The 18,048-nt window shown below is 71.8% G+C and carries 9 protein-coding genes; all 9 read left to right on the plus strand.

What is annotated here, in order from left to right; translation table 11 throughout:
- Positions 1 to 31: 31 nt before the first annotated feature.
- The 9 genes from FB00_RS04215 to FB00_RS20915 all read left to right on the plus strand — a co-directional run bounded on the left by FB00_RS04215 (position 32) and on the right by FB00_RS20915 (position 17,974).
- Entirely contained in the window at positions 32 to 1,705 is a 1,674-nt protein-coding gene (locus FB00_RS04215; protein ID WP_047231540.1) for a xylulokinase, read from the plus strand.
- Positions 1,702 to 2,469 carry an L-ribulose-5-phosphate 4-epimerase gene (locus tag FB00_RS04220; RefSeq protein WP_047231541.1) on the plus strand — a complete coding sequence of 256 codons (768 nt, stop codon included), beginning with the start codon at positions 1,702 to 1,704 and terminating at the stop codon, positions 2,467 to 2,469. Before FB00_RS04215 ends, FB00_RS04220 begins: the two co-directional genes overlap by 4 nt.
- Before the next feature lie 155 nt (positions 2,470 to 2,624).
- Positions 2,625 to 4,133, plus strand: coding sequence for an L-arabinose isomerase (gene araA / locus FB00_RS04225; RefSeq protein ID WP_047231542.1), 1,509 nt, complete (start codon positions 2,625 to 2,627; stop codon positions 4,131 to 4,133).
- Positions 4,134 to 4,515: 382 nt separating this feature from the next.
- On the plus strand, positions 4,516 to 5,532 hold the full coding sequence (locus tag FB00_RS04230; protein ID WP_047231688.1) for an ABC transporter substrate-binding protein: 1,017 nt from the start codon (positions 4,516 to 4,518) through the stop codon (positions 5,530 to 5,532).
- A gap of 222 nt (positions 5,533 to 5,754) precedes the next feature.
- Positions 5,755 to 7,293, plus strand: coding sequence for a sugar ABC transporter ATP-binding protein (locus tag FB00_RS04235; RefSeq protein ID WP_047231543.1), 1,539 nt, complete (start codon positions 5,755 to 5,757; stop codon positions 7,291 to 7,293).
- The gene (locus FB00_RS04240) at positions 7,290 to 8,348 is read left to right on the plus strand and encodes an ABC transporter permease (protein ID WP_047231544.1); all 1,059 of its coding nucleotides are present in this window, start codon (positions 7,290 to 7,292) and stop codon (positions 8,346 to 8,348) included. Before FB00_RS04235 ends, FB00_RS04240 begins: the two co-directional genes overlap by 4 nt.
- A gap of 80 nt (positions 8,349 to 8,428) precedes the next feature.
- Complete coding sequence (gene yjfF / locus FB00_RS04245; protein ID WP_047231689.1) at positions 8,429 to 9,406, plus strand: galactofuranose ABC transporter, permease protein YjfF; 978 nt, start codon at positions 8,429 to 8,431, stop codon at positions 9,404 to 9,406.
- A 335-nt stretch (positions 9,407 to 9,741) separates the two neighbouring features.
- Positions 9,742 to 13,545: an alpha-L-arabinofuranosidase C-terminal domain-containing protein gene (locus FB00_RS21510; protein WP_197088737.1), complete on the plus strand. Its 3,804-nt coding sequence runs from the start codon at positions 9,742 to 9,744 to the stop codon at positions 13,543 to 13,545.
- A gap of 250 nt (positions 13,546 to 13,795) precedes the next feature.
- Positions 13,796 to 17,974, plus strand: a complete 4,179-nt coding sequence (locus FB00_RS20915; RefSeq protein ID WP_052877420.1) for a beta-L-arabinofuranosidase domain-containing protein — start codon at positions 13,796 to 13,798, stop codon at positions 17,972 to 17,974.
- The last annotated feature ends 74 nt before the right edge of the window (positions 17,975 to 18,048 follow it).

The following is an 18,048-nucleotide window of genomic DNA, read 5'->3' on the forward strand; positions in this document are numbered from 1 at the left end:
AGGCGCGACGCCGCGACGAGGAGAAGCAGCAATGGTGCAGCAGGACGAGGTCGGTCGCCGTCGGGCGGCCGTCGTGGCAGGGGAGACCGCGCTCGGGATCGAGCTCGGGTCGACGCGGATCAAGGCGTGCCTCGTGGACGCCGCGGGCACGCCGCTCGCGAGCGGGAGCCACGCGTGGGAGAACCGGTTCGAGGACGGTGTGTGGACGTACTCGCTCGAGGCCGTCGAGGCCGGTCTGCGCGACTGCTACGCGCGCCTCGTCGACGACGTCGAGGAGCGGTACGGGGTGCGCCCCAGGACCTACGGCGCGCTCGGCGTCTCCGCGATGATGCACGGCTACCTCGCGTTCGACGCCGACGGCGAGCTGCTCGTCCCGTTCCGCACGTGGCGCAACACGTCGACCGGCCCGGCCGCCGCGGAGCTCACCGAGCTGCTCGGGTACAACGTCCCGCTGCGCTGGTCGGTCGCCCACTGGTACCAGGCGATCCTCGACGCCGAGCCGCACGCGCCGCAGGTCGCGTCCCTCACGACTCTCGCCGGGTACGTCCACCGGCGGCTCACGGGCCGGCACGCGCTCGGGGTGGGGGACGCGTCGGGCATGTTCCCGGTCGACCCGGCGACGCGCGACTACGACCACGCGCTCCTCGCGCTCGTCGACGAGCGCGTCGCGACGCACCGGGACGGGCCCAAGCTCGCCGAGCTCCTGCCGGACGTGCTCGTCGCCGGCGAGGACGCGGGCCGGCTCACGGCCGAGGGCGCCGCCTGGCTCGACCCGTCGGGCACGCTGACCCCCGGCGTCCTGCTCTGCCCGCCCGAGGGTGACGCCGGCACGGGCATGGTCGCGACGAACGCGGTCGCGCCGCGGACCGGCAACGTCAGCGCGGGCACGAGCATCTTCGCGATGGTCGTCCTGGAGGGTCCGCTCCGCAGCGTGCACCACGAGCTCGACCTCGTGACGACCCCCGCGGGCGACCTCGTCGCGATGGTCCACTGCAACAACGGCGCGAGCGAGCTCGACGCATGGGCGAGCCTGCTCGGCGAGCTCGCCGCGGCCGTCGGCAGCGACGCGAGCCCGGACGACGTGTTCGGCGCGCTCTTCCGGGCCGCGCTGGACGGCGACGCCGACGGCGGCGGCCTGCTCGCCTACAACTACCTCGCCGGCGAGCCGATCACGGGCCTGGACGAGGGCCGGCCGCTCGTCGTGCGCACGCCCGGCAGCCGGCTCACGCTCGCCAACTTCGCCCGGACGCAGGTGTACGGCGCGTTCGGGACCCTCGCGCTCGGCATGCGCGTCCTCGCGGACGAGGGGGTCCGGCTCGACGGGATGCTCGCGCACGGCGGCATGTTCCGCACCGCGGGCGTCGCCCAGCGCCTGCTCGCCGCGGCGATCGACGCGCCGGTGAGCGTCGGGCACACGGCGGGCGAGGGCGGCGCGTGGGGCATCGCGGTCCTGGCCGGCTTCGCGCGCGACCGGGCGTCGTCGGGCACCGCGTCGGCGGCGACGGTCGGTGTCGCCGCCCAGGACCTCGGCGCGTACCTCCGCGAGCACGTGTTCGCGACGGCGGAGACCGAGACCGTCGCTCCCGACCCCGCCGACGTCGCCGGCTTCGCCGCGTACCTCGAGCGCTACGCGGCAGGGCTCGCCGTCGAACGTGCCGCCGTGGCGGCCCTGCCCAACCGCACCGAAGGAGAGGACCCCGCATGAGCACGCCCACCCCGGCCGCGGACGTGGTCGCCGCGCCCGCCGCCGTGACCCAGGTGCCCGCGCACCTGCGCGACGCCGTCGACGCCGCCAAGGAGCGCGTCGCCGCGCTGCACGCCGAGCTCCCGCGGTGGGAGCTCGTCGTCTGGACCGCGGGCAACGTCTCCGAGCGCGTGCGCGACACGACGCGCCCCGACGGCTCGGGCGACCTGCTCGTCATCAAGCCGTCGGGCGTCTCGTACGACGACATCACCCCCGAGGCGATGGTGGTGTGCGACCTCGACGCGACGCTCGTCGAGGGCGACCGGTCGCCGTCGTCCGACACGGCGGCGCACGCGTACGTCTACCGGCACATGCCCGAGGTGGGCGGCGTCGTGCACACGCACTCCACGTATGCGACGGCCTGGGCCGCACGGGCCGAGCCCGTGCCGTGCGTGCTGACGATGATGGCCGACGAGTTCGGCGGCGACATCCCGGTCGGGCCGTTCGCGCTCATCGGTGACGACTCGATCGGGCGCGGCATCGTCGAGACGCTGCGGGGCTCCCGGAGCCCCGCGGTCCTCATGCGCAACCACGGGCCGTTCACGATCGGCAAGGACGCGCGCGCGGCCGTCAAGGCGGCCGTCATGTGCGAGGAGGTCGCGCGGACCGTGCACGTCAGCCGCCAGCTCGGCGAGCCCACGCGCATCCCGCAGGACGACGTCGACTCGCTCTACGCGCGGTACCAGCACGTCTACGGGCAGCAGCCCGCGCCCGACCCGCGCTGACCACGGGTCGGTGCCGCCTCCGCGGCGGTCTCGGCACGCCGCGCACCGGGCGCGCGGAGCACGTCGGCAGCACGACAGCAACGACACGGCACGACCACCCGGGACGGGACCGCAGCGGTGCGGCGCCCGCCCCACGACACGAGAGATGGACCGACATGAGCAAGCCCTACGCGGACCGCGAGATCTGGTTCCTCACCGGGAGCCAGGACCTGTACGGGGAGGAGACGCTGCGACAGGTCGCCGAGCAGTCCCAGGAGGTAGCGCGCGTCCTCGACGCGTCCCCCGACGTCCCGGCGACCGTGGTCTGGAAGCCCGTCCTCAAGGACGCCGGCTCGATCCGGCGCGCGATGCTCGACGCCAACGCGGACGACCGCGTCCTGGGCGTCGTGACGTGGATGCACACCTTCAGCCCCGCGAAGATGTGGATCGGGGGACTCGACCAGCTCCGCAAGCCGCTGCTGCACCTGCACACGCAGGCGAACGTCGAGCTGCCGTGGGACACGATCGACTTCGACTTCATGAACCTCAACCAGGCCGCGCACGGCGACCGCGAGTACGCGTACGTCGCGACCCGGCTCGGGGTGGCGCGCACCACGGTCGTCGGGCACGTGTCGAACCCGGCGGTCACCGCGCGCGTGGGCGCCTGGGTGCGCGGCGCCGCGGGCTGGGCGGCGACGCACGAGCTGCGCCTGGCCCGGTTCGGCGACAACATGCGCAACGTCGCGGTGACCGAGGGCGACAAGACGGAGGCCGAGCTCCGGTTCGGTGTGAGCGTGAACACGTGGGGCGTCAACGACCTCGTGCGCGCGGTCGACGAGGTCTCCGAGGCCGACGTCGACGCGCTCGTCGCGGAGTACGAGGACCTGTACGACGTGGTCCCCGAGCTGCGCAAGGACGGCGACCGCCACGCGTCGCTGCGGTACGCCGCGCGTCAGGAGATCGCGCTCGAGACCTTCCTCGAGTCGGTAGGCGCCAAGGCGTTCACGACGAACTTCGAGGACCTGGGCGACCTGCGCCAGCTCCCGGGCATCGCCGTCCAGCGCCTCATGTCCAAGGGCTACGGGTTCGGCGCCGAGGGCGACTGGAAGACGGCCGTCCTCGTGCGCGCCGCGAAGGTCATGGGCCAGGGTCTGCCGGGCGGCGCGTCGCTCATGGAGGACTACACCTACGACCTCACGCCCGGCAGCGAGAAGATCCTCGGCGCCCACATGCTCGAGATCTGCCCCTCGCTCACGACGTCGAAGCCCCGGGTCGAGATCCACCCGCTCGGCATCGGTGGCAAGGAGGACCCCGTCCGCATGGTGTTCGACGCCGACCCGGGCGTAGGCGTCGTCGTCTCCCTGGCGGACATGCGCGACCGGTTCCGCCTCACGGCCAACGTGGTCGACGTCGTCGCGCCCTCGGCACCGCTGCCGCACCTCCCGGTGGCGCGCGCGGTGTGGGAGCCGCGCCCCGACTTCGCGACGTCCGCCGAGGCGTGGCTCACCGCGGGCGGGGCGCACCACACGGTGCTCTCCACCGCGGCCGGCATCGACGCGTTCGAGGTCTTCGCGGACATCGCGCGCACCGAGCTGCTGGTGATCGACGAGAGCACGACGCGCCGGGGCTTCCGCGACCAGGTGCGGTGGAACCAGGTGTTCTACCGCGTCGCGCAGGGCCTCTGACGCGCCGGGGGGAGCCGTCGGCGCAGGTCCGGGCGTGGCCTCGCGGCCGTGACCGAACCGTGACGGGTGACGGCTTCCCCTCCGCGCGTGTGAGCGCTAACATCGTCTCTCGGGAGGGTGTGAGCGATCACATCCGCAGGTCTGGCGCTCAGCGCCTCGACAGGCTCCGCGCGGTCGGCACGTCGCAGTGCCGGACGGTGGCCACAACGGTTACCGAACGGTTATGCGGAATGCCGGGTCGGGGCTTGCGGGAGGGGCACTGACACCGCTAGACATTGACACAAGCAAACATGTATCAACAAGAGTCAACAGCCCGATGGTGGGCTGGCACGACCCGACGACCCTCGGCACGGCGCCGAGGTCGCATCTCAAGGAGGAGAGCATGTTCAGCACGACCAAGGCGCGCACGCGTCTGACGGGTGTCCTCGCCGGCGTGGCGGTCCTCGCGCTCGCGGCGTGCAGCAGCGGGGGCGGCAGCACGGACGACAGCAGCAACGACGCCGGCGGCGACGGCGGCAGCGGCGACACGATCGTCGTCGGCTTCTCGCAGGTCGGTGCCGAGTCCGGCTGGCGCGCGGCGAACACCAAGTCCATCCAGGACACGCTCACGGCCGAGAACGGCTTCGACCTCAAGTTCTCCGACGCGCAGCAGAAGCAGGAGAACCAGATCCAGGCGATCCGCTCCTACATCGCGCAGGGCGTGGACGTCATCGCGTTCTCCCCGGTCGTCGAGTCCGGCTGGGACGCGGTGCTCGAGGAGGCCAAGCAGGCCGGCATCCCCGTGATCCTCACCGACCGCGCGGTCGACTCCGAGGACGACACCCTCTACGAGTCGTTCATCGGCTCCGACTTCGTCCTCGAGGGCGAGATGGCCGGCGACTGGGTCTCCGAGAACCTCGCGACCGAGCCCATCAACGTCGTCGAGCTCCAGGGCACCACGGGCGCCGCGCCCGCGATCGACCGCAAGACGGGCTTCGAGAACGCCACGGCGGACAACCCCAACGTGACGATCATCGACTCGCAGACCGGCAACTTCACGCGCGCCGAGGGCAAGACGGTCATGGAGGGCTTCCTCCAGGCGCACGACGACATCGACCTCGTCTACGCGCACAACGACGACATGGGTCTCGGCGCCATCGAGGCCATCGAGGCCGCGGGTCTCGTCCCGGGCGAGGACATCAAGATCGTGACCGTGGACGCGGTCAAGGACGGCATGCAGGCGCTGGCCGACGGCAAGATCAACTTCATCGTCGAGTGCAACCCGCTCCTCGGCCCGGACCTGGCGGAGATCATCAAGAAGGTCGTCGCGGGCGAGGAGGTCGAGAAGCGCATCGTCGTGGAGGACCAGTCCTTCACGCAGGAGCAGGCCATCGAGGCGCTCCCGACGCGCGAGTACTGACCGGGACCGAGCGGCCGTCCCGGAGCCATCCGGGGCGGCCGCCCGCCCGGCGGGGCCGGTCGACGCCGACCGGTCCGCCACCACGGACGGGTCGCGCGCCGGGAGAGCACGTCTCCCCGGCGCGCGGCCGACGCACCACCGCCGGCATGCCGACGTCGCCGGCGTCCTGAGGCGCCCCGGGGCCCGGCAGCCCCGCCGCCACCGCTGCACGGAAGGTCACCCATGACTACCGCCGTCCCCGACGGTCGACCCGTCGTCGAGATGACCGGGATCTCGATCGAGTTCCCGGGCGTCAAGGCGCTCGACGGAGTCGACCTCACGCTCCGGCCCGGAGAGGTCCACGCCCTCATGGGCGAGAACGGCGCCGGCAAGTCGACGCTCATCAAGGCGCTCACCGGCGTCTACTCGATCGACTCCGGTCGCATCGTCGTCGACGGCGCCGAGCACACGTTCTCCGGCCCGGGCGAGGCCCAGGCCGCCGGGGTCTCGCCGGTGTACCAGGAGGTCAACCTCTGCGAGAACCTCTCGGTCGCCGAGAACATCATGCTGGGTCACGAGCCGCGCCGGCTCGGAGCGATCGACTGGCGCAGGACCCGCCGCCGCGCGGGCGAGATGCTCGCCCGCCTCAACCTCGACATCGACCCGGCGTCGTCGCTCGCCTCCCACTCGCTCGCCGTGCAGCAGCTCGTCGCGATCTGCCGCGCGCTCGTCGTCGAGTGCAAGGTCCTCATCCTCGACGAGCCGACCTCGAGCCTGGACGCGGACGAGGTCGCCCAGCTCTTCGCCGTCGTGCGGCGGCTGCGGGACGAGGGTGTCGCGATCCTCTTCGTCTCGCACTTCCTCGAGCAGGTCTACGAGATCTCGGACCGCATGACGGTCCTGCGCAACGGGAAGCTCGTCGGCGAGTACGTGACCGCCGAGCTCCCGCGGCTCGAGCTCGTCTCCAAGATGATCGGCACCTCGCTCGAGGTGCTCGAGGAGCTCGAGGAGGCGCCCAAGCGCTCGGTGGCCGACCGCGAGACGACGCCGTTCGTCCAGGCGCTCGGCGTCGGTCGCAAGGGCTCGGTGCAGCCGTTCGACCTCGACGTGTACCCTGGCGAGGTCGTGGGCCTCGCCGGCCTGCTCGGCTCGGGCCGTACGGAGCTCGCGCGCCTGCTCGCCGGCGCGGACCGTGCCGACTCCGGCCAGGTGCGCGTGGGCGGCACGCTCGCGCGCCTGCGCACGCCGCGCAGCGCGATGCAGCGCAAGATCGCGTTCTCCTCGGAGCACCGCAAGGCCGAGGGCATCGTGGGCGACCTGACGATCCGCGAGAACATCGTCCTCGGGCTCCAGGCGGAGCGCGGCTGGGCGCGTCGCCTGCCGAAGAAGCAGGTCGACGAGATCGTCGAGACGTACATCAAGGCGCTCGCGATCCGCCCCGGCAACCCGGACGCGCTCATCAAGAACCTCTCGGGCGGCAACCAGCAGAAGGTGCTCCTCGCGCGCTGGCTCGCGACGGCCCCCAAGCTGCTCATCCTGGACGAGCCGACGCGCGGCATCGACGTCGGTGCCAAGGCCGAGATCCAGAAGCTCGTGGCCCAGCTCGCGGGCGAGGGCATGTCGGTCGTGTTCATCTCGGCCGAGCTCGAGGAGGTGCTGCGGCTCAGCCACCGCATCGCCGTCATGCGCGACCGCGTCAAGGTCGCGGAGATCACCAACGACGAGGACGTCACGGTCGAGGACGTCGTCGAGCTCATCGCGAGCGGAGGGCAGGAGTCATGAGCACCACGGCACCCGCCTGGCAGCGCGCCGTCCAGCACCGGCTCTTCTGGCCGATCGTCGCGCTGGTCGTGCTGCTGGCGGTCAACACCATCAACCGGCCCAGCTTCCTGTCGATCCGGCTCCAGGACGGGCACCTGTTCGGCTCGCTCGTCAACCTGCTGAAGAACGGCGCGCCGCTGCTGCTCGTCGCGCTCGGCATGACGCTCGTCATCGCGACGCGAGGCATCGACCTGTCGGTCGGCGCGGTCGTCGCGATCTCCGGCGCCGTCGCGCTGAGCTTCATCGCGTCGTCGCCCTCGCCCGACAGCCTGACGACGGTCCTGGTCGCGGCGGGGATCGCGCTCGCGCTGTCCTTCGTCCTCGGGGTGTGGAACGGCTTCCTGGTCTCGGTCCTCGGGATCCAGCCCATCATCGCGACGCTCGTGCTCATGACCGCGGGCCGCGGCGTCGCGATGCTCATCACGGGCGGCCAGATCACGACGGTCAACAGCGCGCCGTTCAAGGCGATCGGCTCCGGCTTCTGGTTCGGGATCCCCGTGGCGGTCGTGCTCGCGGGCCTGGTGTTCGCCGCGGTCGCGCTGCTCACGCGCCGCACCGCGCTCGGCATGCTCATCGAGTCCGTCGGCATCAACCCGGAGGCGAGCCGCCTCGCGGGCGTCAAGTCCCGCAGCATCATCTGGACCGTGTACGCGGTGTGCGCGCTGTTCGCGGGCCTCGCGGGCCTCATGATCTCCTCGAGCACCATGGCGGCCGACGCGAACAACGCCGGCCTGTTCATCGAGCTCGACGCGATCCTCGCCGTCGTCATCGGCGGCACGTCGCTCGCGGGCGGCAAGTTCTCGCTCTCGGGCACCCTGGTCGGCGTCCTCATCATCCAGACGCTCACGCTCACGGTGACCATGCTCGGCATCTCGCCGTCCGTCACGCCCCTGTTCAAGGCGATCGTCGTCATCGCGGTCTGCCTGGCGCAGTCCCCGAAGGTGCGCGACCTGGTCGCCGCCCGACGACGTCGCGCGGCCCCGACGGCCGCCGCGGCCGCGGAGGTGAGCGCCTGATGTCCGCCGTGCAGACCCCCGCCCCGACCTCGCCCCCCGACCCCCGGGGCGCCGAGACCGCCGCCTCCGGAGGCCCGTCCATGACCGAGCGACTCACGAGCCGCGTCCGCCTCGACCGGCGCTACCTCCCGGTGCTCGGCACGTTCGCGGTGCTCGCGCTCATGCTGGTGGTGGGCGGCAGCCGGTACGAGAACTTCCTCTCGGCCCGCGTCCTCTCCAACCTCTTCATCAACAACTCGTTCCTGATCGTGCTCGCGGTCGGGATGACCTTCGTCATCCTCACGGGCGGCATCGACCTGTCGGTGGGCGCGGTCGTGGCGCTCTCGGGCATCACGACGGCGTCCCTGCTCCAGAGCGGCTGGCCCGTCGCCGTCGTGCTCCTCATCTCGGTCCTCATCGGGACCGTCCTCGGCCTCGCGGTCGGGTTGATGGTGCACGTCTTCGACATCCAACCGTTCATCGCGACCCTCGCGGCGATGTTCCTCGCGCGCGGCCTGTGCTACGTGATCTCGCTCCAGTCGATCCCCATCACCGACGAGTCGTTCGTGGCCCTCGCGGGCTGGAGCCAGGAGATCGGCGACGGCTGGCGGATCACGACCGCCGTCATCATCTCCCTGGTCGTCGTCGCGATCGCGTTCTACGTGCTGCACTACACGCAGTTCGGCCGCACCGTCTACGCGATCGGTGGCGGCGAGCAGTCGGCGATGCTCATGGGCCTTCCCGTCGCGCGCACCAAGGTGCTCGTGTACGTGGTGAGCGGCACGTGCGCCGGCATCGGCGGCCTGCTCTTCGCGATGTTCTCGCGGTCCGGCTACTCGCTCACCGGCGTGGGCATGGAGCTCGACGCGATCGCGGCCGTCGTCATCGGCGGCACGCTGCTCACGGGCGGGACGGGCTTCGTGCTCGGGTCCGTGCTGGGCGTGCTCGTGCTCGGCCTCATCCAGACGATCATCACCTTCGAGGGCACGCTGAGCTCGTGGTGGACCAAGATCGTCATCGGCGTGCTTCTCCTGGTCTTCGTGATCCTGCAGCGCGTGCTGGTCGTCAGGCGGAGGTGAGCCGGCGGTGCCGGGTCCGCCCGCGCGACGTCCTCGGACGTCACGAGGGCGCGGGCCCGGCGCCGCGGCCGTCTGCCCGGGCCCTCGCCCGGGATCACCGGAGCTGGACGGGGGCCGGCACCCCTGGGTCGGCCGGGCACGCGCCCGGCCGGCGGAGTGTCACGACACGCCCCTTGTCGAATGTGAGCGTTCACACTAGGCTCGGCCACGATCCTGTTAACGCTCACACGCGATGACGCGTGTCTCTCGACGATGAGAGGAAGCCCATGGATACGTCCCTTCACCCTCCACGACCCAGGACGGCTCACCGCCGGAGGGCGGTCGCGCTCGCGCTCGTGACCGGCCTGGTCGGCACCGTCGCGCTCGCGACGTCGCTGCCCGCCTCGGCCGCGGAGCCCGACCTGCCCGACGACGCGCGGGTCGACGCGTTCGACGGCTCCACGCTCGGCGCGGACTGGACCGTCGTCAACCCCGTGCCCGAGGCGCTCGCCGTCTCCGGCGGGGCGCTGCGGCTCACGTCCCAGCCGGGCGACACCTACCAGGACGCGAACAGCGCCAAGAACGTCGTCCTGATGGACGTGCCCGCCGGTGACTTCACCGTCGTCACCCGGCTCGAGGCACCGGTCGCCTCCGTCTACCAGGGCGCGGGGCTCATCGCGTGGCAGGACATGGACAACTACGTCCGGTCGGGCCTGACCTTCGTGGGCAGCCTCTCGCCGTCGGGCCGCGCGATCGAGAACGACGTCGAGACCGGCGGCGTGTTCTCCGCCGCCGCGTTCACCGACCGCCCGGCGTCCACGGGCGAGACGCTGCGCATGCAGCGCACCGGCGACACGATCGCGACGAGCTACTGGGACGGCGCCGCGTGGCAGCCTGCGGGCTCCGTGACCGTCGACTTCCCGACCACGCAGGTGGGCCTCTACGCGCTCGCCGCGCAGAACGGCGCGGCGCACACCGCGGCGTTCGACTACGTCGCGCTCCAGACCGCGGAGGGTGCCGACCAGGTGCCCGACGGCCCGTTCACGCTCGCGGGCCCGGGCGACGCCCGGTATCTCGTGGCGACCGACGACGGCCTCGCCCTCGACGACGAGCGCCCGGCGACGACGGTCGCGCTCGACGCGACGGCGGTCGACGGCGCCGAGGGCACGTCGCCGGTGACGCTCGCCGTCGACGACCGGCCCGTCGTCGTCTCGGACGCGTCCCGGCTCTCCCTCGGGGCCGCGGGCGACGACGCCACCGCGCTGCGGCTCACCGACGCGGGCGGCGGCAAGGTCTGGCTGCGCGACTCAGCCGACCCGGAGCGGTACGCCGGCGTGCGCGCGTCCGACGGCGCGCTCGTCCTCGGGCCGCGCGACTCGGCCACGAAGCTCACGATCACGCCCGCCACGAGCGCCGACCACGAGATCACCGTGGACCTCGCCGGCGAGCGCACGGAGATGAGCGACGAGCTCTACGGCATCTTCTACGAGGACATCAACTACGCGGCCGACGGCGGCCTGTACGCCGAGCTCGTGCGCAACCGGTCGTTCGAGTTCAACCACCAGGACAACGGGTCGTTCACCGGGCTCACGGCGTGGAGCGCCGCGAACCGGGGCGGCGCGACGGCGACGACGCAGGTCGTGAACGACGCCGGGCGGCTCAACGCGACGAACCGGAACTACCTCAACCTCACGACGACCGCGGCGGGCGCCGGGGTGCGCAACGCCGGGTACAACACGGGCCTGTTCGTCGAGGAGGGGGAGTCGTACGACTTCTCCGTCTGGGCGCGGTCGGCGACGGCGCAGACCGTCACCGTGCGCGTCGAGGACAACGCCGGGACCACGGCGTACGCGACCGGCCAGGTCGCCGTCGACGGCTCGAACGCGTGGAAGAAGTACGACGTCGCGCTCACCGCGACGGGCACGACGAACGCCGGGCGGCTCGCGCTGCTCTCGGGCGCTGCGGGCACGCTCGCGCTCGACCAGGTCTCGCTCTTCCCGCAGGACACGTGGGTCGGCCCGGTCAACGGGCCGTCGGTGCTCCGCAAGGACCTCGCCGAGAAGATCGACGCGCTCGACCCGCAGTTCCTGCGGTTCCCCGGCGGCTGCGTGACGAACGTCGGCACGTTCCGCACGTACGAGGAGTCGGGCTTCACCGACCGTCGCCGCACGTACCAGTGGAAGGAGACGATCGGCCCGGTCGAGGAGCGCGCGACCAACTGGAACTTCTGGGGCTACAACCAGTCGTACGGCATCGGGTACCTCGAGTACTTCCTCTTCGCCGAGGACCTCGGCGCGACGCCGCTGCCCGTGGTGTCGGTCGGAGCCAACGGCTGCGGCAGCACCATCCCCGAGATGAAGGACCCCGCGCAGATCCAGCGGTGGGTGGACGACACGGTCGACCTCATCGAGTTCGCCAACGGCGACGTGACGACCGAGTGGGGCGCCGTGCGCGCCGGGCTCGGGCACCCCGAGCCGTTCGGCCTGAAGTACATCGGCCTCGGCAACGAGGAGAACACCAAGACGTTCGAGGCCAACTTCCCGGCGTTCCGCGACGCGATCGCGGCCGCCTACCCGGACATCCAGATCATCTCGAACTCCGGTCCGGACGACACGGGCCAGCGCTTCGACGAGCTCTGGGAGTTCAACCGCGAGCAGGACGTCGACCTGGTCGACGAGCACTACTACAACGACCCGCAGTGGTTCCTGGAGAACGACGAGCGCTACGACTCCTACGACCGCGAGGGGCCGCACGTGTTCCTCGGCGAGTACGCGTCGCGCGGCAACACGTTCGCCAACGCGCTCGCGGAGGCGTCGTTCATGACCGGTCTGGAGCGCAACTCCGACGTCGTGCGGCTCGCGTCGTACGCGCCGCTGCTCGCCAACGAGTCGTACGTCCAGTGGTCGCCCGACGCGATCTGGTTCGACAACGACGAGTCGTGGGGCTCGGTGAACTACTACGTCCAGCAGCTGTTCTCCGCGAACGCCGGCGACGAGGTCGTGCCCAGCACGCACTCCGGCCCGGCGCCGGCCGACGCGACGCTCGACGGCGGCGTGTTCCTCTCCACGTGGAACACGGCCGCGCAGTACGACAACGTCCGGGTGACCGACAACGCGAGCGGCGACGTGCTCTTCGCGGACGACTTCGAGTCCGGTGCGTCGCAGTGGGAGCCGCAGACCGGGACGTGGGCCGCGCAGGACGGCGCCTACGTGCAGTCGGCGACGAACGTCACCGACGCCCGCTCGATCGTGGCCGGGGCGTACGCGAAGGACTGGTCGAGCTACACGCTCGAGCTCGACGCGCGCAAGACGTCCGGCGCCGAGGGCTTCCTCGTCGGCTTCGCCGCCGGCGGCCCGAACGACTACTACTGGTGGAACCTCGGCGGGTGGAACAACACCCGCCAGGCGCTCCAGCGCGCGTCGGGCGGGAGCGCCAACGAGGTGAAGGCGGTCGAGAACCACAGCATCGAGGTCGGCCAGCCGTACCACGTCAAGGTCGTCGTCGAGGGCTCGACCATCGAGCTCTACCTCGACGGCGAGCTCCAGATGTCCTACGAGCAGCCGTCGACCAAGTCGCTCTACCAGGTCGTCACGCGCGACGACGACACGGGCGACGTCGTCGTCAAGGTCGTCAACCCCACCGCGACCGCGGCGCGCACGCAGGTGCACGTCGAGGGTGCTGAGGGCATCGCGTCCGAGGCGACGGTCACGGAGATGGTGGGCGCGCCGTCGGACACCAACACCAAGGCCGACCCCGAGCGGGTCGTCCCGGTCGAACGGACGCTGACGGGCGTGGGGGAGGAGTTCTCCTACGAGTTCCCCGCGCACTCGATCACGTTCGTCCGGCTGCACGCGTCCGACGCGGCACCCGAGCTCGACCTCGCGGTCGAGGCCTCGCCGCGCTGCCTCGCGGGCAAGGCGTACGTCGCCGTGCGCGCGACGAACGGTGAGGACGTCCCGGTCTCGGTGACGCTCTCCACGCCGTTCGGGCAGAAGGCGTTCGCGGGCGTGGCGCCGGGCAAGAGCGCGTACCAGTCGTTCACGGCACGCGCGACGTCGGCCCCGGCGGCCGTCGCGACGGCGACGGGCACGGCGACGCTCGACGGCGAGCAGGTCACCTCGACCGTCGACGTCGCCTACGACGCGCTCGACTGCGGCTGAACGACGCCGAGGTAGAACCGCAGGTCGCGAGGTAGAAGCCCCCGGGCTCTACCTCGCGACCGCGGGTTCTCCCTCGCGAGAGCCTGCTTCCCTCGTGGCCGGTCCGGCGGGCCACGAGGGCGCGGCCCGCGCGTCGTGCGCGGGCCGCCTCGCACGACCGCGCGACGACGTCGTCGCGCGACGAGCTGCACGACACCGCACGTCCTGACGCCCGGGCGACGGCGCCCGCGCGCGACCTTGAGGAGCAACGATGCACCCCCGACCGACCGACGGCGCCCGCCGTCGACCCGGCGGCGCGGCCCGGCTGGCCGCCGTCGCGGCCGCCGCCGCGCTCGCCCTGACCACCTGGGCGCCGTCCGCCGTCGCGGCCGACGCCCTGCCCGACCCGGTCCTCGACCTCGGGTTCGAGGGCGACGTCAGTGACGCCGGCCCGCTCGACCACCCGGTGACGTTGAAGGGCCACAACGGGACCGCGCCCACGGGCTACTCGTACGTCGAGGGCGTCGACGCCCGGGGGCAGGCGCTTCGCCTCGCCGGGAGCACGTACCTCGACCTCGGGTCGTCGGCCGCGCTGCAGCCCGAGGACCTCACGCTCTCGTTCTGGGTGGAGCCCAGCGGGAAGCTGTCCGGCGAGCACGTCATCACCTGGAACAAGCGGGCCTACAACTCCGACGGCTGGTACCTCTCGTCCGAGTCGGACACGGTGCCGCTCGCGCTGTCGGTGGGCCCGGCGTCGGGCCAGCCGTACAAGGTGCGGGTCGCGAGCTCCGACCGCGCGGCGTTCTTCCCCGCGGACGAGTGGACGCACGTCGTCGTCACGTACGACCGCGCGACGAAGGACGTCGCGTTCTACCGCAACGGCGAGAAGGTCCCGTCCACGGTGGCCAACGCGGTCGCCGGCGACGCGACGGGCGTGCTCGGCTCCGACCCGGCCCTGCCCAAGACGATCGGGTTCAACGGTCCGCAGTACAACGGCGCCTACCTCAAGGCCGCCCTCGACGACTACCGCCTGTACGACGCCGTCGCGGACCTGGGCGACGTGGTCGGGATCTACGAGGAGAGCGGGCGCACGGTGGACCGCGACGCGATCGCCCAGGACGACGCCGACGCGCTGTCGCTGCCCGAGCGCGTGACCGTCGCGCTCGTGCTGCCGACGACGGGATCGCGCGGCTCGACCGTGACGTGGCGGTCGTCGCACCCCGAGGTCGTCGCGACCGACGGGACCGTGGTCCGGCCGGCGATCGGGGAGGACGACGCGCACGTCACGCTCACGGCGACGGTGCGGTACCTCGACGGGGAGCCGGTGATGCGCGACCTCGAGGTGGTCGTGCCCGCCCTCGTCGACGAGACGCCGCTCGAGGAGACCGCGCTGCCGTCCGTGCTGCTCTCCGACGACTTCCTCCAGAACGCCGCGGCGAAGGAGCACGAGTACCTGCTGAGCCTCGACTCCGAGACGTTCCTCTACGAGTTCTACAAGGTCGGCGGGCTCACCCCGACCACCTCCGCCGGGTACGGCGGCTGGGAGCGCAGCAACGCCGTGAACTTCCGCGGGCACGCGTTCGGGCACTACCTCTCGGCGCTCGCGATGTCGTGGTCCTCGACGCCGGACGAGGCGACGAAGGACGCGCTGTTCACCGAGATCGAGGAGGGCGTCGGAGGGCTCGCCCGCGTGCAGGACGCGTACGCCGCCGCGCACCCCGGCTCGGCGGGGTACGTCTCCGCGTTCCGCGAGTCGATCCTCGACCAGGTGCAGGGCACCGGGACGTCGGACGAGAACGTCATCGTGCCCTGGTACAACCTGCACAAGGTGCTCGCCGGGCTGCTCGACGTCGCCGAGTACGTCGACGGCCCCGTCGGGGACGAGGCGCTCGCCGTCGCGACCGACTTCGGGCTCTACGTGCAGGGGCGCGTGGCGACGCTGCCGAGCACCGACGTCATGCTGCGCACCGAGTACGGCGGCATGAACGAGGCGCTGTACGAGCTGTTCGACCTCACGGGCGACGTGCGCATCAAGGAGGCCGCCGAGGCGTTCGACGAGGTCCCGTTCTTCCGCCAGCTCGCCGCGGGCCAGGACGTCCTGCCCGGCAAGCACGCCAACACGCAGATCCCCAAGCTGCTCGGGGCGCTCAAGCGCTACCGGGTGTTCACGCAGAATCCGGAGTACTACGCGCTGCTCACGCCGGCGGAGAAGGAGGAGCTGCCGATGTACCTCGCGGCGGCGGAGAACTTCTTCGACATCGTCGTGCGCGACCACACGTACGTCACCGGTGCGAACAGCCAGGCGGAGCACTTCCACGCGCCCGGCTCGCTGCACGAGCGCGCCGACGAGCAGGGCACCGCGCGCAACGCCGAGACGGCCGAGACGTGCAACGAGTACAACATGCTCAAGCTCGCGCGCGAGCTGTTCAAGCTCAGCAAGGACGTGCGGTACGCGGACTACTACGAGAACGCGTTCATCAACACGATCCTCGCGTCGCAGAACCCGGAGACCGGGACGACGACGTACTTCAACCCCATGGCGTCGGGCTATCACCGCGTCTACAACCTGCCGTTCACCGAGTTCTGGTGCTGCACCGGCACGGGCATGGAGAACTTCTCCAAGCTCGGCGACTCGATGTACTTCACCGGCCAGGGCTCGGTGTGGGTCAACCTGTTCTTCTCCTCGACGGTCGAGCACGCCGAGCAGAACCTGCGGCTCACGCAGGAGGCGAACCTGCCGAACGAGGACACCGTGACCTTCCGCGTCGACGCGCTCGACGGCGGTGCGGTCGCCGGGGACGCGACGCTGCGCCTGCGCGTGCCGTCGTGGATCGCGGGCGAGCCCGCGGTCGAGGTGAACGGCGCCGCCGTCGAGCCGGTCGTGTCGCGCGGGTACGTCGTGCTGCCCGTCGCCGCGGGCGACGTCGTCCGGTACACGATGCCGATGGCGGCGTCCGTCGTCGACACCCCGGACAACCCGTACTTCGTGGCCTTCCGGTACGGGCCGGTCGTCCTCTCCGCGAACCTCGGCGAGGTCCCCGAGCCGGCGTGGCAGGGCACGGGCATCCTCGTCCGCTCCGCCACGCGCGACGCCGACGCGCAGACGACCATCACGGCGGCGAACATGGGCGCCGACGAGTGGAAGGAGCGCATCGCCGAGAACCTCGTGCGGGTCGAGGACGACGCCGAGGGCCGGGTGCAGCTCGAGCTGCGGAACACCGCCGACGGCGGCGACCTCGTCTTCACGCCCCACCACACCAACTGGGACGTGACGTACGGGCTGTACCTCCACCTCGACGAGCCGGACTCGGCCGCGTCGCAGGAGCGCATCCTGCGCGCCAAGCAGGAGCTGCGCGACGCCGACCGCACCGTCGACAGCCTCACGAGCTTCGACAACAACAACTTCGAGAACGCGAAGAACCTCAAGCAGAGCGGGTCGTCGGTCGGGACGTTCTCCGGCCGTCAGTTCCGCCACGCGAACGGCACGGGCTGGTTCAGCTACGACCTCATGGTCGACCCGGCGTCGGCCTCGAACCACCTGGGCGTCACCCTCTACTCGGGCGACCAGGGCCGCGTGTTCGACGTGTACGTCAACGACGAGAAGCTGAAGACGATCACCACCGTCGCGAACGCGCCGACCAAGGACGAGCAGGGGTTCTACGTCGACACGACGCAGCTCCCGGCGAAGTACCTCGAGATCGGCGACGGCACGCGCTGGAAGGTCGACAGCGCGGGCGAGTACGTGCTCGACGACGACGGCGAGCGCATCCCCGTGGTCACCGTGCGCTTCCAGGCGACGGGCGGCTGGGCCGGAGGCGTGTTCGGCGTCCGGGTCGACCGCGCGGCGTCGTACGACGCGACGCCCGGTCTCGCGGCGCTCGCGTTCGACACCGGGTCGCTCGCCCCGGCGTTCGACCCGGCGGTGACGGACTACACCCTCACCGTCCCCGCGGGCACGACGAGCGTCGTGCTCGACGCCGACCCGCACGTGCCGAGCGGCCTGGTCCGCGTCGACGGCGTGCTCGTCGACGACACGCAGGGTCGCGTCGTGCCGCTCCCTGCGGACGGGTCGGGGCGGACCGTGGAGGTCGTCGGCGTCGCGCAGGACCACGAGACCGCGACGACGTACACGGTCGAGATCGTGCCCGGGACGGCGGCCGTCGTGCCGCTCGACGTGGGGGTCTCCCCGCGGTGCCTCGCCGGCAAGGTCTACGTGGCAGTCCGGGCGACGAACGCGGGCGTCACCCCGGTGGACGTCACCCTGACGACGCCGTACGGGGAGAGATCGTTCACTGCCGTCGCCCCGGGCGCGAGCGCCTACCAGTCGTTCGCGTCGCGCGCGACGACGGTCCCCGCCGGCACCGCGACGGTCTCCGCGACGGCGGTGCTCGACGGCGACCACGCCACCACCACCTACGACGTCGACATCGAGCCGCGCACCTGCGGCTGAGCGACCCGCGCGCCGCACGGGCGTCCTCGCGGTCGGTCCGACGGGCCGCGAGGACGCCGCACGGCAATGACGCG

Origin of the sequence: Cellulosimicrobium funkei (assembly GCF_001019615.1) — a bacterium.
Classification (GTDB): domain Bacteria; phylum Actinomycetota; class Actinomycetes; order Actinomycetales; family Cellulomonadaceae; genus Cellulosimicrobium; species Cellulosimicrobium cellulans_E.

Bases quoted from the DNA above. Each gene is read 5' to 3' on its own strand.
- FB00_RS04215 (WP_047231540.1), top strand. From the start codon at position 32: ATGGTGCAGCAGGACGAGGTCGGTCGCCGTCGGGCGGCCGTCGTGGCA.
- FB00_RS04220 (WP_047231541.1), top strand. From the start codon at position 1,702: ATGAGCACGCCCACCCCGGCCGCGGACGTGGTCGCCGCGCCCGCCGCC.
- araA (WP_047231542.1), top strand. From the start codon at position 2,625: ATGAGCAAGCCCTACGCGGACCGCGAGATCTGGTTCCTCACCGGGAGC.
- FB00_RS04230 (WP_047231688.1), top strand. From the start codon at position 4,516: ATGTTCAGCACGACCAAGGCGCGCACGCGTCTGACGGGTGTCCTCGCC.
- FB00_RS04235 (WP_047231543.1), top strand. From the start codon at position 5,755: ATGACTACCGCCGTCCCCGACGGTCGACCCGTCGTCGAGATGACCGGG.
- FB00_RS04240 (WP_047231544.1), top strand. From the start codon at position 7,290: ATGAGCACCACGGCACCCGCCTGGCAGCGCGCCGTCCAGCACCGGCTC.
- yjfF (WP_047231689.1), top strand. From the start codon at position 8,429: ATGACCGAGCGACTCACGAGCCGCGTCCGCCTCGACCGGCGCTACCTC.
- FB00_RS20915 (WP_052877420.1), top strand. From the start codon at position 13,796: ATGCACCCCCGACCGACCGACGGCGCCCGCCGTCGACCCGGCGGCGCG.